Raw genomic sequence first — 21,355 nt, forward strand, 5'->3', positions numbered from 1 at the left:
CATCGCGTGCGTCAGTTCAGCTCGAGTTCGTAATACAGAGCTTTGGGTCCCTCGCCACGGCCTTCGTGGCAGTCGAAGCCACGCTTTTCGTACACGTGTCGCGCCGCCTCGTCGTCCTCAGAGGTGTTGAGGTCCATGTAGGTGGCACCCCTGCCGCGTGCGTGCCCGATGACGTCGTCGAGAAAGGTTGTGCCGTAGCCCTTCCCGCGTAGCCCGGGCTGGATGTAGAACTCGGCGAGGTAGGCCTCGATATCCGCACTCAGAGTGCCGGCCCTGAATCGAAGAACGGCCACACCGATGGCGGGAGTCCCGAACGTCAGCACGCTGGTGTCGCCGGATTTCACCAGAGTGTCGAGATGTGCTGCAAGCCAATCCGACTCGGGCACCGGGTAGTCGTACTCGCGATTGAAGTCGATCAACAGGGTTGCGGCCTCGGTGAATCCAGCGCGATCCTGCACGGCACGTGTACCGCTGACTGATGTCATCGCCTTCTTCTCCGTCAGTGTTCCGGTTGAACGAGATTCTTCGCATCGAGCAGACCGAGACCGGGATGCATCTCTCGCAACGCTTTGATGGCGTGGACAGTTCTGCCGGATTCTGCGACCACCGCTTCGACATCCTCGGCGGGTACGGCTTCGGGTTCGATCTTGTTGGGCATCAGCCAGGCCCGGCCGTGTCGGTGCCAGAGCCACGGAGCGGCTATCGCCAACACTGCCAGCTTTGTCCAGTTCCACAACGATGGTTCGGTCACGATGTCGGCGATCGTCGAGAACACGAGCAAGGTCAGCCAAATACCGAGCAGATACCGGGTCCACCGGCGTTGACGGTCGTTCATGTTCCCATGGTGTCACCGACGCTCGGTCGAGACAATGCGTCAACGACGCAATTCGGTATCGAGACGAACCATGAGCACGCCGAACCTCGTACGCCCGGCGATCGGTGGCGGAAACCGGCGCAAGACCGCTCGCACCGTCGCGCCGGCCTCTGCCTCGATCCATTCGATCTGCTCTGCAACAGCATTGGATTCCGTGAGCATCAGATGCACTGCAGATCCGAGAATGTGTTTGACCTGATGCGGGCTGTACAGCGGATGGAGAAAGGCAGCACCCGCCGCGTGCATTGCGGACAGAGCAGCGTCCGTGGCCGCTGAAGCCGGCACCTCGCGGGCAGCCTTGTGCGCGTCCCAGGCGAGCCTGCGTAACTCCGCCGTCCGGTGGCCGGTCTCGGCGAACGACGCGGCACTGTCGATCGCCGAACGCGGACGGAGATCGCCTGGATGCGCTGCCTCGAAAGAGGGCAATGCCCGTCGGGCGCAGGTAGCGGCGAAGCCGACCACGCTTTGAATGTCGTCTTGACTCAGCGCTACTTCAGCAGGCTCGGGCAACTCAACCCTCTCGGGTTCTGTTACGGCTGAGCACGAATCCCAACTTGCCCAGTATTGCCCCAATCAGCGCGCCGGTTGCTGCAGACACTGCGGGCAGCACGTACAACCACAGAGTGGATGGTCCTTGCGACCTGCGATCGAATGCTCGGTCGAAGCGTTCCATTGTTTCGCTGCTCATCGATACGCCCTCCAAGGGCTCGTAGGCGCCTTGGTATACGACGCCACTCGTGTTGGTGGTCATTTCGCCGATCAGATACCAGCCCAACGGAGCCAATCCGACGACGAATCCAAACAGCAGCAGGACGATGACGAGGTTGCGCACTGCCTCAGGCTATTGCCCCCGTCAACCGTCGTATACCTCTGTGGTGATGCAGAAGGGGTGGCCGGCGGGGTCGAGGAGAACTCGCCATCGGGGGTCGGGTTGCTCTGCTGCTTCCCTGGCGCCGCATTCGACTGCGTAGGCGACGGATCCGGCAAGGTCCCCTCCCGCATCCATGTCGAAGTGCACGATCGAAGTCGATGGCCAGACCGGAGGGACGTAATTCGCAACTTTCTGCGCAACGATGGACAGGCCGGATTGTGTGCGAAGCCCAACGCTCTCGGAGCTCTCCCATAACAACTCGCCGCCGAGAACCGCCAGATAGAAGTGCGCGAGTTGCGCCGGATCGGCGCAGTCGATGGACGCTCCCGCTATAGCGAGGTGGTTTCGCGGCATGCCATGACAATACTGTCGGTGGTGACACCCACATCACCTCCCTCGCAGCGCGCTTGACCTCGAGTGCACTCGAGGTTGCAAGGTGGGGTCATGCAAATGACTTTCGACGAGTTGCCGCGACTCATGACACTGATGACTGGCGATGAAAAGCACAGCACCAGTGCCACTTCGACACTCGATGTGTTGTGGGTGTTGTATTCCGACATTCTTCGGCTCGACGCGGAGAATCCCGAGAACCCCGAGCGCGACCGGTTCTACCTCTCCAAGGGGCACGGGCCCATGGCGTATTACGCAGTGCTTGCGGCACGGGGCTTTTTGACGCCGAGCGAGCTCGAGTCGTTCGGCGGCTACGACTCTCCGCTGGGCAATCATCCGGATCGCACGTTGGTTCCCGGGGTGGACATCGGATCGGGATCGCTCGGACACGGTCTGGCGCTGGCCGCCGGAACTGCTGTTGCCCTGCGGATTCAGAGGAGCATTGCCCGAGTCTTCGTACTGATCGGAGACGCCGAGCTCGACGAGGGCAGCAATATGGAAGCCATTCAGTTCGCTGCGCGATCCAAATTGGGCAATCTGAGCGCCGTGGTGATCGACAACGACTCGGCCGGCCTCGGGTGGCCCGGCGGGATCGCGTCGCGGTTCGAGGTCGAGGGGTGGTCCACATCCGACGTCGACGGTCGAGATCAGAGTGCTCTCAGGCGCGCGTTTCGCCTCGATCATGCGGATCGGCCGCACGTGGTGGTTGCTCATGTCGAAAAGAAGGAGAGCTGATGAGCGCAACGCTGGACCAACGCGAGCACTTCTACCGTCTGGTGCCCGCACTGTTGGCGCGGAACGAGCGAACGGCGTTGGTGCTGGCGGAAATCGGAGTCGGATATGTCGAACCGCACCTCACCCCCGATGTTCGATCGCGGGTGATCAACGTCGGGATTCGAGAGCAGGCCATGATCGGTGTCGCCGGTGGCTTGGCCCTGGCCGGAATGCGTCCGATCGTGCATACCTTCCCGCCGTTCCTGATCGAGCGACCGTTCGAGCAGGTGAAGCTCGACCTGGGGCACCAGGGTGTCGGCGCAATCCTGGTGAGCTCGGGCGGGTCCTACGGGTGGCCGCAGGGCGGCGAGACACACTTCGGTCAGCGAGATGTCGCACTCCTCGACACCCTGAGCGGGTGGACGGTCCACGTTCCCGGGCACGTAGACGAGGTCGAGTGGATGCTGCACAGTGCGGCGGCAACCGACGATCGCGTCTACATCAGGCTCGACGGGGTGTGCAACGAACGTCCGCACGGTCGGCCCGATGGGACGTTCACCGTTCTGCAACAGGGTAATTCGGGAACGGTAATCTCCATTGGTCCGATGACGGACCGGGTTCTGGCCGCAGCCTCGGGGCGCGACGTGACGGTGCTGCATGCGTCGACGATCAGGCCGTTCGACAGTCGAACGCTGCGGGTGACGTTGACTGAGCCGGACGTCATGATCGTCGAGCCCTATCTCGCGGGAACGTCAGTGCTGCAGGTCGATCGGGCCTTGGCCGATGTGCGTCATCGAGTGTCGGGAGTCGGGGTCGAACCAGGAGAGCGTCGCAAGTACGGCACGGTGGCCGAACACGATCGGGCCAACGGGTTGGATGTCGATGGGCTGTCCCGATCGATGAGCGAATTCTTCGGGTGATCAGCCCTGGCGTCGCTCGTATCTGCTCCTGGCAATGCTGTAGGCGGAGTCGAGTAGTTCCCGAATGTGCATTTCGGTCTGCGAAGACGGGTTGACCACCGACAGCAGCCTGCGGTGCCGTACTGAGGGTGGGCAGCGAGGACGTCGTCGACGTCGGCCTGGGGTGCGTTGGCCGCCTCGCGGGGCGGCACTCCCAGGATCCTCTCGAATTCTTGTTTTCCTGCAACGATATTGACGCGGAACGCATCCGTTCTGTCCAGCTGGGACAATTCGTCGCCCGGGTAGTTCTTGGTCACGATCGTGGCAAACGGCTGAATTGTCGGGATCGTGCCGTCGGGCGAGTAGTAGAAGAACGCGTCGCCCCACGCGAGCTCGGGGGTTCCGTCTCCTTCTCGAGGCCGTTGCGTCACCGTGCCCTCGAAGCTGCCGACCAGATTCACGATGTCGTCGAGTGTCATGCACCGATCGTCACACGGTCGGCAGCATCTGTCGCAGTGTTCAGCCGACTTTGTACGTACCGGTTCCGGTCGCGACGAGGCGGCCGGATTCGGTCCCGATGATGTCGACTCGACACGTCTTGAGGCTCCGGCCGGCGTGCATCCGAGTGCCGACGATATCGATCCCCTCTGCATATACCGGCTCCATGAACTGAACGGACATGGAGACCGTGACGCCCCGAAGTTTCTCGGGGACAGCGGATCCGGCCCATGCGGCGGTCATGATCCCGATATCGATGCAGCCGGCGATCACGCCACCGTGCAGCATCTGGCCGACGGTGGACAGCTCGTCGCGATACGGCAGCCGCAGTCGAGCTGTGCCCTCGTCGATGTCGATGAGCTCGATTCCCAATTGCTGCACGAACGGTGATTGCGGAAGAAACATGGCCATGGCCGCGCTTCCGCTGGCCGGTGCCTGTACTTCGTTGGTTGTCATCGCTACCCCTCTATCGTAATTGGATTCCGATATCGGAATCAGAGTACGATAAGTTCATGGTCTTGGAAACCCCCACCGACAAGCGGAAGCGTCGAACGCACAACGCTGTGCTCGACGCCGGTCAGACACTCTTCCTCGAGCACGGTTATCGCGGAACGACGATCGAGATGCTTGCTGCAACAGCAGATGTGGCAGTGAGCTCGATCTACGCCAACTTCGGCGCAGGCAAGGTCGACGTCTATGCGGCACTGGCGTGGCGAACGGCGCTGGCCCATGTCGAGCAAATGTCTGCACCCGTCGACGCGGTTGACCCCGTCCGTGTGGTCGCCGAGTTCCTCGATCGATACATCGCATTCCATCGCGGTAGTCCGCTGGCGCTGCGACTGCTGGGGTTGACCGACGTGGACAAGTCCGAGTCCGAAACGGTCGGCGCGGCCAAGGCCAAGATCGACAGGGCGCTCGGTGGGCTCATCGATTCGGTGACGCACGCAGTGACGGACGCAGGGTCCGACGTCGATCCTCGCGCTCTGGTCTTGAACGCCTGGGCAGCGATGAACGGTGCTGTGTCACTGAGGCAACGACGCATCGTCGACCAACCGATGCTCGACGCGATGCTGGCCATTACGCGGGCAGATATGCTCCGTCACCTGAATGGGACATCCGATGAGGCCCGGTGAACTCGGTGCCGGAGACCGCGTACGGACCGTGGGATATGCACTGGGGCAGCAACTGTCGATGCTGCCCGGTACGCTGCTCGGTCCCCGTAGGAGATCGTCGAACACGGTGTGGGCGATTGTCGATGTACCGGATTCACGGTTGTGCCGGGACGCACTGGAGGAGGCGAGGGAGTGTCTGAGTGAGCCCATGTTGCTGCACAGTCAGCGATGTTGGCAGTACGCGTCGGCGTTTGCGGCCGTGGACGATGTGTGTCCGGATCCGGAGGCGCTCTACGTGTCGTGCCTGTTGCACGACATCGCGCTCGGCGGCGAACCGGACATCGCGGTCGGATGCTTTGCGTTGATCGGTGCTGATCGAGCCGAGAAGTTCGTCCGTAGATACGAAGGCGACGACCGAACGGCACAGATCGTCCACGAGGCAATAGCCAGGCACATGGACACAGCGAGGCCAGAGGGACCGGAAGCTGCCCTGTTGAACGATGCCGCATACCTGGACGTCAGTGGCCGTCGGATTCGTGAACTCGATCCGCACTGCATCGATGTGATCGAATCCCGCTATACGCGTGAAAGTTTCGCCGCAGACTTCGCATGCAGGATGAAGATCGAATCGAGAATGCGACCGCGGTCGACGGCGGCGACGTTGTGGCGCGCAGGAATGTATCCGGCGATAAAGGTGAATCCCCTGGAGCGAATGGTCACATCATCGAAGTAGCTGTTCCGCGACGGACTGGTGACAGCCCGTCAGGCCGGGCAGCTCACGGTGTAGGTCCAGACTGTGCCGACCGGTCCGGTGACGCGGACCAGGACAGCGGTAGCGGTACCCGCAGGAATCGAGACCACAACGGACCCGACGCCGGTGCTGCCACCCACGTAGCCGGTGTTGTGGATCAGGGCGTCCTGGTAGAACACTTCGATCTGATCGTGCACGTTCACTGTCGTAGCTGCAACCGAACGACGAACCAGGTTCTTGCGAATTCCACTCTTGCTCGACACAAATCCTCCAACGAAAGTACTTGACGGGCTGTCCGTCTCAGCGATGGTGACACAGTGATCGCGCGTCGAGTATCCCTTGGGCGGATGATCATCCAGGGCCGAAGACGCTGTGCCCCAAAGGCTACTGTTATTCATTCGACTCAACGGCGACTGTGGCCGCAGCAGCCGGACGTACATCCACCGATGTACGACGAGATACTCACGCAGACCGATGTGGCGCGGCCCGCTGATTCGTAATGTTGGCCAGGTCAAGACACATCGATATCGGAGGAACCGTCATGCACGCCGCAACACTTCTGTCTCAGCAACCGTCCACCACCGAGCAGGCGCTGGGGTGGGGGTTGGGAACCATCGTTCTGGTGGCGGCGCTCGGCGCAGTCGTGCTGTTCGTCGCTGCGCTGGTCAGCATCATCCGGTCGCCCAACTACACCGTCGCCGGCCGGGCAGTGTGGATCTTCGTCGTACTGGCGTTCCCGTTCCTCGGTCCCCTGGTCTGGTTCGTGTGGGGTCGGAAGTCGACTTTCGCCGTCGATGCCGCCAACGGACTCAGATGATCGACCCGATCGTGCGCGCCGCGTCGGCGAACTCGCCGGGGTTGGGGCCCGCGTAGTTGAGTCGAAGGAACTTTCCGGTGGGTTCGGCGGGAAAGTAGTCGTCGCCGGCTCCGACGATGACACCCGCCGACTTGCATTCCTGCACAATCCGTTCCAGATCGACATCGTCGCGCAGACGCATCCAGAGATTGAGTCCACCGCGAGGAACTGCGTCGAGATGGCCACGCGGCGCGAACTCGATGAGGCTGTTCGCCAGCAAGTCCCGACGTGAAGCCAACTGAGTTCGCAGCCGCCGCAGGTGGGTTCGCCAGGCGGGTTGAGTGACGACGTCCAATGCAACGGATTGCAGAATCCCGCTGACATACATCGACTCGGCTCCCGTATCGGCGAGGATGCGCTCGTGCGCGGGTCCGCGAGCGATCAAGCCCGCCAACCGAACCGAGGGTGACACTGTCTTGGTGAGCGAGCGAAGATAGACGACATGTCCGGCGTCGTCGCGTGCGGCCAGCGGATTCGGCTCGGAGGTGATGCCGAAATCGTGGGCCGAGTCGTCCTCGATCAGGAACGCGCCGTGGCGTCGAACAGTGTCGAGGACCTGCTCGGACAATGCAGGCGACCACTGTGCTCCGGTGGGGCTGGCGAATGTGGGTTGGGCGTAGAACGCTCGCGCGCCGGTGTGCGCGAATGCCCGAGCGAGCGCGTCGGGGTCCGGACCGTCGACGCCACTGGGTATCGGTACGACGCGGACGCCGGCCTGCGTGGCAGCAAGGATCGCACCCCAGTACGTCGGGGACTCCATGAGCAACGGCCGGCCGGCACCGACGAGTGCCCGAAATGCCGTACTGAGTCCGGTCTGGCTGCCGGGGATGATGACGACGTCACTGGCCGACGGTGGCGTGATGCCCAACGGTGTCGACGCGCCCAACTCGGCCGCGAACCATGCCCGCAGTTCCGGCAGACCTGCGGTGGGTGGTCGGGCGATCACCGAGTCGGTGCGGGAGGCGCGGGTGAAGGCGGCGTGAACAAGCCTTTCCGGCAACAACTCCCGGGCCGGGTAGCCAGAATGCAACGCGATCACATCGCTCGAGGTCGACTGCAGAGCCGCTGGTAGTTGCAGTCGATTGTCCGGCGCTCCCAGTGCAGCGGTCTGCCATCCGTAATCGTTGGGGCGGGCGGTACGCACCGTCCTGATGAATGTGCCGACGCCAGGCCGGCTTTCGATGACGCCTTGCGCGATGAGCGTCCGCAGTGCCTTCTGCACCGTGACCGGACTGGCCGAATGCTCGGCAACCAGTGCGCGGGTGGACGGCAGCCGGGCTTCAGGAGCCGCAGTCGCAATCCAGGTTCTCAGTGCAGACACGATCCGCGAGCTGCTATCGTCGGACATGACACAGCATAGTAGCGCTACTGCGTCTGGCGCGGGTCTGCTATCCCGCGCCGGACTGCTCTGGGGCCTGGCAGGCGTCACGGCGTTCTCGTTCACGGTGCCATTGACCCGCGTTGCCGTCACCGGAGGCCTGTCGCCGCTCTTCGTCGGCTGCGGCCGCGCTGTGGTCGCAGCCGCACTGGCTGCGGTAGCGCTCGCCGCCACTGGGCAACGGCTCCCGCAGGGGCGGCAGTGGATTCGGCTCGCAGTGATCGCGGCCGGTGTCGTCGTCGGTTTCCCGGTGCTCACCTCATATGCGCTCACCACTGCATCGGCGGGTCACAGCGCCGTCGTGATCGCGTTGCTTCCGGCGGCCACCGCCGCCACTGCGGTTGTCCGCGAACGGCAACCGGTCCGGCCGATGTTCTGGGTGGTCGCAGGCCTGGGGGCTGCCGTCGCGGTCGGGTTCGCTGCCGTGCAAGGCGGACAGTTGACCGGGTTGCAGTGGTCGGATCTGTTGCTCCTCGGAGCAGTGGTCGCCGCAGCGGTGGGATACGCCGAGGGCGGCCTGCTGTCGCGAGAACTCGGTGCGTGGCAGACGGTGTCGTGGGCCCTGGTGGTGTCCGTGCCGGTCACCGGCGCGTTGGCCGCGCTCGCGTGGTGGCAGCAACCTTCGGCAGCAGGGGCATCCGAGTGGGCCGCCTTCGGATACCTGGCGGTGGTGAGCATGTACCTCGGGTTCTTCGCCTGGTACCGGGGACTGGCGATCGGCCCGATGTCCAGCGTCAGCCAGGTCCAGTTGATCCAACCTGTGCTGACCATCTGCTGGGCAGCGATCATCCTGCGCGAGGGCTTGACGTGGCTGGTGCTCGTGGGTGGAGCGGCGGTCATCGTGTGTGCAACAGTGGCGGTCCGGACCCGGATGTCGCCGACCGTTCGGCAGGAGGAGTTTTCGAAATGACGAAATCGATCGATCAGGCGCGCAAGCTCGAGAACGTGCGCTACGACATTCGTGGACGAATTCTTGACAAGACCGAAGAACTCGAGGAGCAGGGGCACGCGATCCTGCGACTGAACGTCGGTAATCCTGCCCCGTTCGGTTTCGAGGCACCGGACGAGATCATGATGGCGATGATCCGCAACCTTCCCACCGCACAGGGTTATTCGGATTCACGGGGCCTGTTCTCCGCCCGCACCGCGGTGGTCCAGTACTACCAGACCAAAGGCCTGACCGATCTCGATGTCGGCGACGTCTACCTCGGCAACGGGGTATCGGAATTGATCACGATGACGATGCAGGCGCTGTGCAATCCGGAAGACGAGATACTGATCCCGTCGCCCGACTATCCACTGTGGACCGGCTCGGTGGCCCTGGCCGGTGGCGTACCCGTCCATTATCTGGCCGACGAAAGCAGGATTGGGCCCCGGACTTCGAGGATCTCGAAGCCAAGATCACGCCCCGCACCCGCGCAATCGTGGTGATCAACCCGAACAACCCGACCGGCGCGGTGTACTCACGCGATGTACTGCAGCGGTTCGTCGACCTGGCACGAGAGCACGATCTGGTTCTGCTCGCCGACGAGATCTACGAGAAGATCGTCTACGACGGATCGGTGATGACCAATCTTGCTACGCTGACCGGGAAAGATGTTCTGTGTCTGACATATTCGGGTCTGTCGAAGGCGTACCGGGTCTGTGGATTTCGGGCCGGATGGTTGGCGATCACCGGCCCTCGTCGACGCGCGGCAAGCTTCATCGAAGGCATCACGCTGCTGTCCAACATGCGCATGTGCGCGAATGTGCCGGCGCAACATGCAATACAAACTGCGCTCGGCGGCCGACAGTCGATCGAGGATCTGCTGCTCCCGGCAGGCAGGCTGACCGCGCAGCGTGACCTGGCGCATCGCATGCTGAACTCGATCAACGGAATCAGCTGCGTGCAGGCGGGGGGTGCGCTCTACATGTTCCCGAAACTCGACACCGAACGTTTCGGGATCGTCGACGACGAGAAGTTCGTACTCGACCTCCTGGAATCCGAGAAGATCCTCGTCAGCCACGGCCGTGCGTTCAATTGGGATGTGCCCGACCACTTCCGGCTCGTGACCTTGCCCAACGTGGACGATCTCGGAACGGCGCTCGAGCGTCTGGGTAATTTCATGAGCTCGTACAGGCAGTAGCGATCAGCTCTGATTCGGCTCGAACAGTTCCTCGATCGAGCAGTCGAAGGCGGCGGCGAGAGGTAGGCCGATCATCAGCAGCACTGTGCGTACAGGAAACTACAGACTGGCCCTCACACTCAGGTGAGTTGGACGGTGAGAAAGCTGTCACCGAGGTGCAGCATCGATGTAGTCGATCGAAACGTGCCAGGTGATGAGGTGGTGTCACTCAGGAAAGGACCACCGTCATGCCGGATCTCTTCAGCCCGTTCACCCTCAAAGGGGTGACGCTTCGAAATCGAATCGCCATGTCGCCGATGACGATGTATCGCGCCGTCGACGGAAAGATGAACGACTTTCATCTCATGTATCTCGGTGCGCGCGCAGCCGGCGGGTTCGGGATGGTGTTCCCGGAACAGGTGGCGATCACGCCCGACGGACGCACCACTCCCGGGTGCGCCGGAATCTACGACGACGATCAAATCGAGGGTCACGCTCGCGTGGCGTCGATGATCAAGCAGATGGGTTCGGTGCCGGCGATTCAGTTGGGTCACACCGGACGCAAAGGCAGCGAAGTGCCGCCGTGGCAGGGCGGATACCAGCTTCCGGCAGACCATCCCGACGGTTGGGAATGTGTTGCGCCGTCGGCGATTCCCTACGGCGGCGACCACTCGTTTCCCGTCCACGAACTCACCGTGCCCGAGATCAAGGCCATCCACCAGAGCTACGCCGACGCAGCCGTCCGAGCCGCGGGGGCGGGCTACGAATGGCTCGAAATGCACTACGCGCACGGCTACCTCGGGGCCAGCTTCTTCTCTCCGCTGGCGAACCAGCGCACCGACCAGTACGGCGGAAGCTGGAGAACAGGGCACGGTTCCACCTCGAGGCACTCGATGCGGTGCGCGAGGTGTGGCCCGAGAAGTTTCCGCTCACCATGCGATTGGGCTCGGACGACCACCACCCGGATGGGGTTCAGTTCGACGAATCCATGATCGCCATCGGTTGGATGAAGGAACACGGCCTGGACATGGCCGATGTCAGCCTGGGCTTCAATACCGACGACATGGTGGACCCGCCGTTCGGCGACATGGGGTTCATGGTCGAGCGGGCCGCACGGGTCAAGCGTGAGCTGGATATCCCGGTGACCTGCAGCTGGAATCTGGGAGTTCCGGAAAATGCGGACGCCGTGATCCGCGACGGCAAGATCGACGTGGTGTTGCTCGGTCGTCCGGCACTTGCCAATCCGCACTGGCCGGTCTGGGCGGCGCGTGAACTCGGCCACGGGGACCCGTTCTCGCTGGTGCCCGAGGACTGGAGCTGGTGGCTGAAGAACTTCCGCGGCCACGACCCGAGCATCGGACTGCCGCCGGCGAAAGTTCTCGACGAGGAGCAGGAGAGGAAGATCGCGTAGCAGAGGAAGGGCCGGACGGCGATCACGGACCATCCGCGGACGGTAGGGTTCCAAGGGCTCGCATCATGAGGAGCCCAGCGGTGTTCTCGTATCGAAGCGGAGGTTTGTGATGGCCGGCGGACTCGTAGCCCTGCTCGACGACGTGGCAGCGCTGGCTCGTCTGGCAGCTGCATCCATCGATGATGTCGGTGCCGCTACCGGTAAGGCGACGGCGAAGGCAGCAGGCGTCGTGATCGACGACGCAGCGGTGACGCCGCAGTACGTCCGCGGTCTTGCGGCCGAACGTGAATTGCCGATCATCAAGCGCATCGCCGTGGGTTCGCTACGCAACAAGCTGCTGATCATCCTGCCGATCGCGCTGCTGCTCAGTCAGTTCGTGCCGTGGCTGTTGACGCCGATCCTCATGCTCGGCGGCTGCTATCTCAGCTACGAGGCCGCGCACAAGATCTGGGGCGCACTCTTCGGCCACGGCGACCATCACGCCGCCGCCGAGGACGAGCCACGCGACGAGGACACCGTTGTCTCCGGAGCAGTGCGTACCGATCTGATTCTGTCCGCCGAGATCATGGTCATCGCGCTGGACACCATTGCTGCAGAGGGCTTCTGGAGCCGGCTCATCATCCTGGCTGTCGTCGCCGTGGTCATCACGATCGTCGTGTACGGAGTCGTCGCGCTGATCGTGAAGATGGACGATATCGGTCTGAAACTGGCCGACGGCTCCACCGGATTCGTCGAGAAGTTCGGCCGCAGCCTGGTCAGGGGCATGCCCCACGTGATGTCGGTGCTGTCGGTCGTCGGCACCGCAGCGATGCTGTGGGTCGGTGGACACATCCTGCTCGTCGGCATCGACGAGCTCGGATTCCATCCGATCTACGAACTCGTGCACCACGGCGAAGACGCAGTGCGAGGAGTCGCGGGTGTCGGCGGAGTGCTGGCGTGGATCGTCAACACCCTCGCATCTGCGGTCATCGGCGCGATCGTGGGCGGCATCATCGTCGCTGCGCAGCTGGGCATCTCGAAGGTGCTCGCCACGCGCGCTGCCGCGAAGTAGTGGCTCTCGCCGCCACATTCGCCGTTGTTCATCCAGCCTCGGAGCCGGCATCCGAGATCCTGTTTCGCTATTACGCCGATGTCGTCGGGCGCTTCCACGGTCGAGAAGCGTCGGACGACGAAGTGCTTCGAGCCATGATCGACGAACCGAGCGATGACCTCACCGGGAATTCGGGTCTCCTAGTCGTCGCGTATGTCGGTGTGGATGTGGTTGGTTGCGGGGGCATTCGTTTCGTGTCCGACGACACCGCAGAGCTGACGCGGTTGTTCGTCGATGCCTCGGCACGGGGCAGCGGCGTGGGAGTGTCGATAGTCGAGTTTCTCGAAGGATTCGTCCAGCAGTCCAACCGTACGAAGATTCGTCTGGACACCAGAGCGGACCTCGTAGAAGCGCGGCGGTTGTACTCGAAGCTGGGCTATCGGGAGGTACCAGCCTTCAATGCGGAACCCTACGCCGAGGTCTGGCTCGAAAAGCGTTTGTACTGAACCGATGTCCTCATCGATGGGTCAGCTCGAGCACCTTTCGTTCCGACTAGGAGACATCGGCATGGTCGAAACTCCCTCAGGCGAACGTGGCGTGCATTTCCCAGATCATGATTTCGCTCGCGGTCGATGCTGTCGCACGGTGCCCGCCGGTCGAGGTCAGTCGCACCGCGTCGCCCTGGGCCAGGTTGCCGATGTCCTCGAACACCGCCGAACCGTCGGCGACGAAGACGTGACCGAACGGCGCGTCGGGAACGGTGATCGACTGTCCGGGCTCGAGCCGCGCAACGTGGAGTGCCGCAAAGCGATTGCCGATGTTCACTCCACTTCTTCCTGGGATTCCCGATGCCACGCAGACGAGCTCGCCCTTTGCCAACTCGTCTCGAACGTCGCGCTCGTCGTACGACGGCACCCTCCCGTCGGTATCGGGTGGGATCCACATCTGCACGACGCGTAGCTTGTCGCGGCCGGTCAGGCTCGATGCGTTGCGTTCGGTGTGGCGAATACCGGTGCCCGCACTCATTCGCTGAATCAGCCCGGGGCGGATCAGTCCGGAATGACCCTCGGAATCCGTGTGTTCGAGCGTTCCCTCGCGTACCCAGGTGAGGATCTCCATGTTCTCGTGCTGATGGGAGTCGAACCCCTCGCCCGGGGACACCGTGTCCTCGTTGTGCACCATCAACAGTCCATGCGCATTGGCCGCCAGATCATAGTTTCCGGTGGCGGGGAAAGACTGCTGGGAATCGAGCCATTCGTTCCACCAGTGATGCCGTTGTTCGCTGGGAATGTGGGTGAGGGTCACGACGCGTTGTCCCGCATTGCCGAGAACGTACGTGTGACGGCCGCGAGATCGTTGGGGTCGATCAGATCGAACATGTTCTTCCGTACCGCTTCGACGTGCCCGGGGCTGGCGGCGGCGAGGGTGTTCATGCCGGCCTCGGTGAGTTCGGCGGACATTCCTCGCTTGTCGTCGTCGCATTTGACGCGCCGGACCCAGCCGCATTCGACCAGTCGACTGATTGCCCTTGTCACGCCGCTGCGAGTGGTGGTGACGGCGTCGGCGAGTTCGCTCATGCGGCGTCGGCGATAGGGCGCTTCGGAAAGCACCACCAGCAACTCGAAGTCGGTGAACGAGATGCCGGAGTCGCGCGTGAGCTGATTGTCGAGATCCCGAAGCAACAGCCGCGTTGCGTCGAGGTATGCGCGCCAGGCCTGCTGTTCGTCCTTGCTGAGCCACCGTGGTGAATCCATGCAGCCATAGTAGTTGACAACGCAACTAGCGGGTGTACTGTTCTCAGTAGTTGACGAAGCAACTACTTGACCCGGAGGGTGGAGCGATGACCAACGAACTGACTGCCGAAGAGACACGCCGCGCGCAGGAACACGAAGAGCAGCGGGAACGCATTCGTCGGCAGCACCTGAAGCCTGCCGGTGAACGGCCTGCTTCCTCGGCTCGCGGCCTCCATCACACCGCATTGGTCAGTAGCGACGTCGAAGCAACGGTCCGTTTCTACCAGGATCTGCTTGAGTTTCCGCTCACCGAGCTCATCGAGAACCGTGACTATCCTGGGTCTTCGCACTTCTTCTTCGATATCGGCAACAGCAATCTGTTGGCGTTCTTCGATTTTCCCGGCCTCGATGTCGGACCCTACGCAGAGGTGCTCGGCGGTCTCCATCACGTGGCGATCAGTGTCGAGCCCACCAGGTGGGAACACCTGCGTTCCAAGCTGATCGACGCGGGAGTCGAACTGATTGAGCACAGCGAGGTCTCCCTGTACTTCCGCGACCCCGACGGTGCCCGCCTGGAACTGATCGCCGATCCACTCGGTGAGATGTACGGCTCGCACGTTCTCTGACCCCCACACTCCGAGATCCGAGGCAATGACATGACCTCTGCAGCAACCACACTCGACGTCCGTCGAGCCGACGACCGATTCAAGACCAGGATCGGCTGGCTTGACTCCAAGCACTCCTTCTCCTTCGGCAACCACTTCGACCGTGGCAACACCCACCACGGTGTCCTGATGGTCAACAACGACGACATCGTCACTCCCGGTCAGGGATTCGACACCCATCCGCACCGCGACATGGAAATCGTCACCTGGGTCCTGCAGGGTTCGCTGGTGCACCAGGATTCGATGGGCCATACCGGCGTCATCTACCCCGGTCTCGCGCAGCGGATGAGCGCAGGTACGGGAATCCTGCACTCCGAGAAGAACGATTCGTGGCGACTCGGTGAGACCGCCGGCTCGTACTCGGGCAAGCACGGCGATCCCGTTCGCTTCGTGCAGATGTGGGTGGTCCCGGACGAGCAGGGCATCACCCCGGGCTACGAGCAGCTCGAGATCGACGGCGAATTACTCAGTGGCGGTTTGGTTCCCGTGGCGTCAGGCATGGCTCATCACGCCGACCACGCGGCGATCCGCATCAAGAACAAGTACGCCGCCATGCACGCTGCTCGTCTCCAGCCCGGACAAGCTCCGGTCGATGTGCCCGACGCGCCGTTCGTGCACATCTTCGTTGCCCGGGGTGAAGCGATGCTCGAGGGAGTCGGCGTACTCGCCCAGGGCGACGCGGTACGGATCTCCGGAGGCGGCGGGCAGAAGCTGAGCACCGCAACCGGAGCCGAAGTGATCGTGTGGGAGATGCACGCCGCGATCGCCGGGTGAGGTCTGCTACCTCTTCAGACCGAACATCTTCGCGATCGTCTTCTCCATGAACGTCGCAGGCAGCAACCGCCGCGCAAGAAATACGACAGGTGCGTTGCTGCCCCTGGAGTACAACGGTTTCGGCTTGTCCGCATCGATGGCCTTCAGCACCACCTCGGCGACATCCTCGGCGGAGATGCCGGTTCCTTCTTTGCGGTCCAGGGAAGAGATCGCGGTGTGGAAGTCGTCTCGGTGGACCGAATCCGGTGCGATGTACTTGGTTCGCCGCTCGCTGATTCCGGTGTTGATCGATCCCGGCTCGACGGTGGTCATCCACACGCCGAAGGGTGAGAGTTCCAGGCGCGCGGCGTCGGAGAAGCCCTTGATGGCGGCCTTCGTCGAGGCGTAGGACGAGCGGTAGGCGAGCGGGAAGCTGGCCAGCATCGAGCCGACCATGACGATGCGCCCGTACCCGCGCTCACGCATTCCGGGAATGACGCTCTGCGACAGCGTCACCGCGCCGAAGACGTTCAACTGGAACAGTCGCTCGATGGCGTCGGTCTGCAGTTCCTCGAACGGACCGGACTGACTTTCACCGGCGTTGTTGACCAGGACGTCGACGTCGCCGAGATCGGCGACGAAGGTGCGGATCGAGTCGGCGTCGGTGAGATCGAGCGCGCGATACTCGACGCCGGTGGCCCGCTGGGCGTCGGTCATCGATGCCGGATTGCGGGACGTGCCGATCACTCGATAGCCCTGGGCGACGAGCGCCTGCGCGACCGCGCGTCCGATACCCGACGAAGCTCCGGTGACCACTGCGGTGCGATTCATGTCCGGAATGGTACCGGTGCAGTCGGTTCGTACCGCATGACGAATCAGCTCATACCGGTTAGTCTGTTACCCGTGCAAACGAACTCTGCCGCCCTGCTGATCGAGCACCTGTGTATGGCCTTCGGCCCCAAGGTTGCCGTCGACGACCTCTCGCTGATGGTTCCACCCGGTTCGATGTTCGGCCTCGTCGGCCCGAACGGCGCAGGCAAGACGACGTGTCTGTCCATGGCGGTCGGTCTGCTCAGGCCGCAGTACGGCCGAAGTCTGGTGTTCGGACGAGATGTCTGGGCCGATCCCATCGCCGCGAAAGAACTGCTGGGCGTGCTCCCCGACGGGCTCGCTCTGCCCTCGCAGTTCACCGGCCACGAGCTGCTCACCTACTTCGGACGACTGCGCGCGATGCCGGAGGACGTGATCGCACAGCGTCGAGACGAGCTGCTGGACGCGCTGGATCTGGCAGATGCCGGGGGAACCGTCATCGCCGATTACTCCGCAGGCATGACCAAGAAGATCGGACTGGCCTCGGCATTGCTGCACGGTCCACGGCTGCTGGTGCTGGACGAACCGTTCGAGGCGGTCGACCCCATCTCCTCCACCACCATTCGCAACATTCTGGTTCAATTCGTCCGGTCCGGCGGCTCGGTGATTCTGTCGAGCCACGTGATGGCCCTCGTCGAGCAGCTCTGCACCCACGTCGGCGTCATCACCGGCGGCCGCGTCGTGGCCGCGGGAACGGTGGACGAGGTCCGTGCGGGCGGAAGCCTGGACGACGCCTTCGTTCGCCTGGTCGGTACTCGCGAGCAGAACCCCGACGGCCTGTCCTGGATGCGCTCGTGACGTCCCTCGGCCGGACCGTCCTGCAGATGCGAATCACGCTCTACCGCAGGCAGTTCAAGGGCGGGCAAGCAGTAGTGAAAGCCGTGTTCGGGTTGCTGGGACTGGTATTCGCGGTCGTGGCGTGTGTGTTGTCTGCGCGCAGTGGAGACTCGCAGGTGTTGGTCGGCGGCACCGCGAGCCTCGGGCTGACCCTGATCGGCCTGAGCTGGGTGCTGTTCCCGGTGCTCTCCGGAATCTCCGATGACAACATCCAGCCCCGCCACTTCCAGATGCTGTCGGTCGAACCCGCACGCCTGGCTCGTGCGTTGTTGGGCACGTCGGCGTTCGGCATGGTGGTGCCGTTGACGGCCATTGCGACTGCGTCGATCCCGATCTATGCCGTGTCCCGTTCTCTCGCAGCGCTTCCGGTTGCTCTGGTGGCCTGGCCTGCGACCGTGGTGCTCTTCGTGTCGCTGTCCAGAGTGGTCACCGTGGCGATGTCTCAGCTACTGAAGAGTCGGCGCAGTCGAGAGTTCGCTCTGCTGGCGTTCGGTGCGGTGTTCGGCAGCCTGTACTTCCTGCAGTTCCCCATCACCCAGAACTTCCCTCGGGTGCTGTCGGGTGAAGTGACATGGCCGCTGACACTGGCACATTCGATTCCGTTCAGCTGGGGAATCACCGGGGTGGACGCTGCGCTGGACGGGAACTGGCTGCTGGCGATCGGCGCCGTGGCGGGACTGCTGCTGCTCGACGGTGTAGTGGTGTGGTCGTGGCAGCGACTTGTGCTGCGGCTCTTCGAGGGACGGGTGTCCGCCTCGTACGGCGCGTCGCGGAAGCAGGTGGAGGCAGAGGGTCGTAACGGCGATACCGGCTGGCGGGCATCGCGGATCGGTGCGGTGGTGATGCGAGAGCTGTCCCTGTGGCGCGGCGATATGCGTCGTCGAAGTCAGCTGCTGTCGGTCCTCATCTTCGCGGTGCTCGGAGGCGTCGGTCCTTTGGTGACCGACTCGATTCCGTTCAGTGCAGCATGGGGCGCGTGGATCGTGATCTTCATGGCGATGGGCGCGGGATCGAATCTGTACGGCCTCGACGGCGGTTCGATGTGGCACCTGGTGATGATTCCGCAAGCTCTGCGCGACGACGTTCGTGGCCGGCAGCTCGCCTGGCTGATCGTGGCTGCACCCTTCGCGATCGTGCCGACGGCGGTCGTCCGCGTATTCGGTGACCTCGGACTCGACCGATTGGCAATCCCCATCTCGGTCACGCTGTCGATGCTCGGGGTCAGCGCCGGACTCATCGTCATGGTCTCCGTCCGTGCCGCCTATCCGGTTCCCGAACCCACCAAGGCCTTTTCGTTGAACACCCGAGGGTCGTTCAACGGAGGTTCGTTCGCCTTGGTCTTGCTGTCGATGGTCGTACTCGGGCTGTCGGTAGTGCCCGCTCTGCTGCTGGCATTGCTTCTCCCGGTGCCTTCGCGTATCTGTCCGTTCCCGCGGCCGTGGCCGTCGGGTGGCTGGGGATGTGGTGGGGTGCGCGGGTGGCCGTCGACACGCTGGTCCGTGACTCCGACAAGATCCTGCACGAGGTGATCTCACGGTAGAGCGCGAATGGCCCGACACGGGTTGCCGGCCGCGAAGGTGTGCGACGGCACGTCCCGGGTGACGACGCTGCCTGCACCGATCACCGAGTTGTCGCCGATCGTGACTCCCGGGCAGACGATGACCCCGCCACCCAACCACACGTTGTTTCCTATGGTGATGGGAAGAGCGCTCTCTAAGCGTGTTCGGCGCGCCTCGTGATCCTCCATCGGGTGCAGCGCCGTCAGCAGTTGCGCCCGTGGCCCGATCGACACGTCGTCACCGATGGTGATGGGTGCGCAGTCCAACAGAATCGCGTCGTAGTTGAGGAAGCTGTTGGATCCGATCGAAATGTATGTGCCGTAGTCGCATTGGAACCGGGGCATGATCCACGAATCCGGTCCGATGGATCCGAGCAACTTGCCGAGAATCTCGCGCCGTGCGTCGGTCTGGTCCGCCTCGGTTGCGTTGAATCGGTCGAGCAGCTTCCCGCACCGCACCCGAGACGCCACCAGGTCCGGATCACTGTCTCGGTAGAGCTCGCCGCCCAGCATCCGATCCCGGTTCTCGCTCATGGATGACAGGCTACCGATCGGTGGTCTTCTCGAACAGTGCGACGCTGAACCACGAACTGCCCTCGGCGAACTCGCGGCGGCCGACGTAGCGAAAGCCTGGCTCAGGTAGTAACTGCGTAGTGCGCCGTTGGTCTCCGCGCAGTCGAGTCGCAGCAGGGATCGCCCCTCCCGACGGGTCTGCTCCGACGCCCACTCGAGCAGCAACGTGCCGAGGCCGGTGCCGGCCTCTCTTCTGTCGATCACCAATCCGTGGACGTAGCAGGCCGATTCGTCCTGGTCGGGCCAGATGGCCGGATCGGAGTCGATCAACCGTAGTGCGGCGACGATCGGGCCGCTGTGACCGTATCGGGCGACATGGAACTCTCCCGCGTCGATCTGCGCGGCGATCGTGGTGAGAGGTACCTCGCGTGGAGTCCACTGATCGATTCCCCGAGCGAACAGCCAGTCCTCGGCAGCGTGCCGGAGGGCGAGTATCGTTGTCGCGTCGGCGGCAGTTGCGGGTTCCACGGTGAGCACGGTGCATGGTACGGAAAGAGTAGCTGTCATGGTCAACGTGCTTGTGGTCGAGAACGATTCGGACCGGAAGGTCCTTCCCCGGTTGAACGGTGCCGAGTTTCGGAGTTGCACGATCGCCGAACTCGCCGACGCGGTGCCGTGGGCCGAGGTGCTGCTGTTCCGGACGTTCGAGACCGCCGATCTGCGGGCGGTGTGGCCGAAGGCCGAGAATCTTCGGTGGATCCACTCGTCGAGTGCCGGCGTCGATCGACTGCTGGATCCGGTTCTGCGCGAGGGGTCGTGGACGCTGACGAACTCCGGTGGGATCCTCGATCGTGCGATCGCCGAGTACGTCGCCGCCGGCATTCTGGCGTCGGTCAAGAAGCTGCCCCGGGCGCTTGCTCGACAGCGCGAGCGAGTCTGGGAGCACAGAGGTACCACCGGTATTCACGGTCGCGCCGCTCTCGTTGTCGGTCCCGGTTCGATCGGACGCGAGATCGGCCGGGTCCTCGGCGCACTCGGTATGCGCGTCGAGGCCGCGGCAACGTCCGAGCGGGCCGGTGACTCGGAGTTCTCGCGAATCCGAAACGTCCGACAATTGCCGTCGTATGCAGGCGAGTACGACGTGATCGTGCTGGCGACACCGTTGACCGACGCCACACGCGGACTGGTCGACGCGGAGGTTCTCTCGGCCATGCGTTCCGATGCAGGCCTGGTCAACATCGCCCGCGGACCCGTCGTCGACGAACGAGCCCTGTGCGACGCCCTGGCTGCCGGAGCCGTCGGGTGGGCCGTGCTCGACGTGTTCGAGGTCGAACCACTGCCGGACACGAGCCCGCTGTGGGGCATGGACAACGTCATCCTGACCGCGCATCTGGCGGGCGACGCCGACGACTTCGCCGAGCGTCTGTGGGCGTTGTTCGAGGACAACTTGCAGCGATACGTCCGTGGTTCGGCACTGGTGAACCTGGTGGACAAACAGGCGGGATACGTACGGCGCTGAAACGGACCGGCAAAGTAT

General features: G+C 63.3%; 25 protein-coding genes and 4 pseudogenes. 15 read left to right on the plus strand and 14 right to left on the minus strand.

Annotation, left to right across the window (positions count from 1 at the left end):
• Positions 1 to 11 precede the first annotated feature (11 nt).
• From RHBS_RS01705 to RHBS_RS01725, 5 genes are read right to left on the minus strand one after another with little or no spacing between them, the layout of a single operon-like run.
• Positions 12 to 485, minus strand: a complete 474-nt coding sequence (locus RHBS_RS01705) for an N-acetyltransferase (protein ID WP_128644698.1) — start codon at positions 483 to 485, stop codon at positions 12 to 14.
• Positions 486 to 499: 14 nt separating this feature from the next.
• Entirely contained in the window at positions 500 to 835 is a 336-nt protein-coding gene (locus RHBS_RS01710) for a hypothetical protein (protein WP_128644699.1), read from the minus strand.
• A gap of 39 nt (positions 836 to 874) precedes the next feature.
• On the minus strand, positions 875 to 1,384 hold the full coding sequence (locus tag RHBS_RS01715; RefSeq protein WP_128644700.1) for a putative immunity protein: 510 nt from the start codon (positions 1,382 to 1,384) through the stop codon (positions 875 to 877).
• A gap of 1 nt (position 1,385) precedes the next feature.
• Entirely contained in the window at positions 1,386 to 1,706 is a 321-nt protein-coding gene (locus tag RHBS_RS01720; RefSeq protein WP_128644701.1) for a hypothetical protein, read from the minus strand.
• 21 nt (positions 1,707 to 1,727) lie between these two features.
• Positions 1,728 to 2,099, minus strand: a complete 372-nt coding sequence (locus RHBS_RS01725) for a VOC family protein (protein WP_128644702.1) — start codon at positions 2,097 to 2,099, stop codon at positions 1,728 to 1,730.
• 132 nt (positions 2,100 to 2,231) lie between these two features.
• On the opposite strand from RHBS_RS01725, the gene RHBS_RS01730 reads away from it, so the two are divergent.
• Together RHBS_RS01730 and RHBS_RS01735 are read left to right on the plus strand one after the other, a co-directional pair.
• Positions 2,232 to 2,870, plus strand: a complete 639-nt coding sequence (locus RHBS_RS01730; RefSeq protein ID WP_237668933.1) for a transketolase — start codon at positions 2,232 to 2,234, stop codon at positions 2,868 to 2,870.
• Positions 2,870 to 3,769, plus strand: coding sequence for a transketolase family protein (locus RHBS_RS01735; protein WP_128644704.1), 900 nt, complete (start codon positions 2,870 to 2,872; stop codon positions 3,767 to 3,769). The genes RHBS_RS01730 and RHBS_RS01735 overlap by 1 nt, the downstream gene beginning before the upstream one ends.
• Here the strand turns inward: RHBS_RS01735 and RHBS_RS32035 are convergent.
• Both RHBS_RS32035 and RHBS_RS01745 read right to left on the minus strand, forming a co-directional pair.
• Positions 3,770 to 4,227 (minus strand): annotated as a pseudogene (locus tag RHBS_RS32035) (DUF6194 family protein). It lies immediately after the preceding gene.
• Between the two features lie 40 nt (positions 4,228 to 4,267).
• Positions 4,268 to 4,702, minus strand: coding sequence for a PaaI family thioesterase (locus RHBS_RS01745; protein WP_121871554.1), 435 nt, complete (start codon positions 4,700 to 4,702; stop codon positions 4,268 to 4,270).
• Between the two features lie 56 nt (positions 4,703 to 4,758).
• Here RHBS_RS01745 and RHBS_RS01750 point away from each other — a divergent pair, with 56 nt between their 5' ends.
• Positions 4,759 to 5,379, plus strand: coding sequence for a TetR/AcrR family transcriptional regulator (locus RHBS_RS01750; RefSeq protein ID WP_128644705.1), 621 nt, complete (start codon positions 4,759 to 4,761; stop codon positions 5,377 to 5,379).
• Positions 5,366 to 6,091, plus strand: a complete 726-nt coding sequence (locus RHBS_RS01755) for an HD domain-containing protein (RefSeq protein WP_128644706.1) — start codon at positions 5,366 to 5,368, stop codon at positions 6,089 to 6,091. The genes RHBS_RS01750 and RHBS_RS01755 overlap by 14 nt, the downstream gene beginning before the upstream one ends.
• Positions 6,092 to 6,120: 29 nt before the next feature.
• On the opposite strand, the gene RHBS_RS01760 is transcribed toward RHBS_RS01755, so the two are convergent.
• Positions 6,121 to 6,372 (minus strand): hypothetical protein, encoded by a 252-nt coding sequence (locus RHBS_RS01760; RefSeq protein WP_121871551.1) that lies wholly within the window; start codon positions 6,370 to 6,372, stop codon positions 6,121 to 6,123.
• Between the two features lie 278 nt (positions 6,373 to 6,650).
• Here RHBS_RS01760 and RHBS_RS01765 point away from each other — a divergent pair, with 278 nt between their 5' ends.
• Positions 6,651 to 6,926 carry a PLD nuclease N-terminal domain-containing protein gene (locus RHBS_RS01765; RefSeq protein WP_121871550.1) on the plus strand — a complete coding sequence of 92 codons (276 nt, stop codon included), beginning with the start codon at positions 6,651 to 6,653 and terminating at the stop codon, positions 6,924 to 6,926.
• Here the strand turns inward: RHBS_RS01765 and RHBS_RS01770 are convergent.
• On the minus strand, positions 6,919 to 8,313 hold the full coding sequence (locus RHBS_RS01770) for a PLP-dependent aminotransferase family protein (protein WP_121871549.1): 1,395 nt from the start codon (positions 8,311 to 8,313) through the stop codon (positions 6,919 to 6,921). The genes RHBS_RS01765 and RHBS_RS01770 overlap by 8 nt on opposite strands.
• On the opposite strand from RHBS_RS01770, the gene RHBS_RS01775 reads away from it, so the two are divergent.
• From RHBS_RS01775 to RHBS_RS01795, 5 genes and pseudogenes are all read left to right on the plus strand, one after another.
• Positions 8,312 to 9,253: a DMT family transporter gene (locus tag RHBS_RS01775; RefSeq protein ID WP_128644707.1), complete on the plus strand. Its 942-nt coding sequence runs from the start codon at positions 8,312 to 8,314 to the stop codon at positions 9,251 to 9,253. The two genes, RHBS_RS01770 and RHBS_RS01775, sit on opposite strands and share 2 nt — an antisense overlap.
• A pseudogene (locus tag RHBS_RS01780) lies at positions 9,250 to 10,469 on the plus strand (pyridoxal phosphate-dependent aminotransferase). Before RHBS_RS01775 ends, RHBS_RS01780 begins: the two are co-directional and overlap by 4 nt.
• A gap of 287 nt (positions 10,470 to 10,756) precedes the next feature.
• A pseudogene (locus tag RHBS_RS30045) lies at positions 10,757 to 11,859 on the plus strand (NADH:flavin oxidoreductase/NADH oxidase).
• A gap of 109 nt (positions 11,860 to 11,968) precedes the next feature.
• A complete protein-coding gene (locus tag RHBS_RS01790) occupies positions 11,969 to 12,910 on the plus strand; it encodes a DUF808 domain-containing protein (protein WP_121871546.1) in 942 nt (313 codons plus the stop codon).
• Positions 12,910 to 13,395, plus strand: a complete 486-nt coding sequence (locus RHBS_RS01795) for an N-acetyltransferase (RefSeq protein WP_121871545.1) — start codon at positions 12,910 to 12,912, stop codon at positions 13,393 to 13,395. Before RHBS_RS01790 ends, RHBS_RS01795 begins: the two co-directional genes overlap by 1 nt.
• A 76-nt stretch (positions 13,396 to 13,471) precedes the next feature.
• Here RHBS_RS01795 and RHBS_RS01800 read toward each other — a convergent pair whose 3' ends face one another.
• Both RHBS_RS01800 and RHBS_RS01805 read right to left on the minus strand, forming a co-directional pair.
• Entirely contained in the window at positions 13,472 to 14,194 is a 723-nt protein-coding gene (locus RHBS_RS01800) for a pirin family protein (protein ID WP_121871544.1), read from the minus strand.
• Complete coding sequence (locus RHBS_RS01805; RefSeq protein WP_121871543.1) at positions 14,191 to 14,643, minus strand: MarR family winged helix-turn-helix transcriptional regulator; 453 nt, start codon at positions 14,641 to 14,643, stop codon at positions 14,191 to 14,193. The genes RHBS_RS01800 and RHBS_RS01805 overlap by 4 nt, the downstream gene beginning before the upstream one ends.
• 86 nt (positions 14,644 to 14,729) lie before the next feature.
• On the opposite strand from RHBS_RS01805, the gene RHBS_RS01810 reads away from it, so the two are divergent.
• Together RHBS_RS01810 and RHBS_RS01815 are read left to right on the plus strand one after the other, a co-directional pair.
• Positions 14,730 to 15,248 carry a VOC family protein gene (locus RHBS_RS01810; protein WP_121871542.1) on the plus strand — a complete coding sequence of 173 codons (519 nt, stop codon included), beginning with the start codon at positions 14,730 to 14,732 and terminating at the stop codon, positions 15,246 to 15,248.
• Positions 15,249 to 15,278: 30 nt separating this feature from the next.
• Entirely contained in the window at positions 15,279 to 16,061 is a 783-nt protein-coding gene (locus RHBS_RS01815) for a pirin-like bicupin family protein (RefSeq protein ID WP_121871541.1), read from the plus strand.
• A 6-nt stretch (positions 16,062 to 16,067) separates the two neighbouring features.
• Here RHBS_RS01815 and RHBS_RS01820 read toward each other — a convergent pair whose 3' ends face one another.
• Positions 16,068 to 16,871 (minus strand): SDR family oxidoreductase, encoded by an 804-nt coding sequence (locus tag RHBS_RS01820; RefSeq protein WP_121871540.1) that lies wholly within the window; start codon positions 16,869 to 16,871, stop codon positions 16,068 to 16,070.
• A 36-nt stretch (positions 16,872 to 16,907) separates the two neighbouring features.
• Here RHBS_RS01820 and RHBS_RS01825 point away from each other — a divergent pair, with 36 nt between their 5' ends.
• Together RHBS_RS01825 and RHBS_RS01830 are read left to right on the plus strand one after the other, a co-directional pair.
• Positions 16,908 to 17,708: an ABC transporter ATP-binding protein gene (locus tag RHBS_RS01825; protein WP_121871539.1), complete on the plus strand. Its 801-nt coding sequence runs from the start codon at positions 16,908 to 16,910 to the stop codon at positions 17,706 to 17,708.
• Positions 17,705 to 19,276, plus strand: coding sequence for an ABC transporter permease (locus tag RHBS_RS01830; protein ID WP_237668934.1), 1,572 nt, complete (start codon positions 17,705 to 17,707; stop codon positions 19,274 to 19,276). The genes RHBS_RS01825 and RHBS_RS01830 overlap by 4 nt, the downstream gene beginning before the upstream one ends.
• Before the next feature lie 2 nt (positions 19,277 to 19,278).
• On the opposite strand, the gene RHBS_RS29605 is transcribed toward RHBS_RS01830, so the two are convergent.
• Both RHBS_RS29605 and RHBS_RS29610 read right to left on the minus strand, forming a co-directional pair.
• Positions 19,279 to 19,839 (minus strand): sugar O-acetyltransferase, encoded by a 561-nt coding sequence (locus tag RHBS_RS29605; protein WP_121871537.1) that lies wholly within the window; start codon positions 19,837 to 19,839, stop codon positions 19,279 to 19,281.
• Between the two features lie 162 nt (positions 19,840 to 20,001).
• Positions 20,002 to 20,385 (minus strand): annotated as a pseudogene (locus tag RHBS_RS29610) (GNAT family N-acetyltransferase); the annotation flags it as partial.
• On the opposite strand from RHBS_RS29610, the gene RHBS_RS01840 reads away from it, so the two are divergent.
• Positions 20,384 to 21,337 (plus strand): D-2-hydroxyacid dehydrogenase, encoded by a 954-nt coding sequence (locus RHBS_RS01840; protein ID WP_121871535.1) that lies wholly within the window; start codon positions 20,384 to 20,386, stop codon positions 21,335 to 21,337. The pseudogene RHBS_RS29610 and the gene RHBS_RS01840 sit on opposite strands and share 2 nt — an antisense overlap.
• The last annotated feature ends 18 nt before the right edge of the window (positions 21,338 to 21,355 follow it).

It is taken from the genome of Rhodococcus sp. BS-15, from assembly GCF_000813105.1.
GTDB lineage: Bacteria > Actinomycetota > Actinomycetes > Mycobacteriales > Mycobacteriaceae > Rhodococcoides.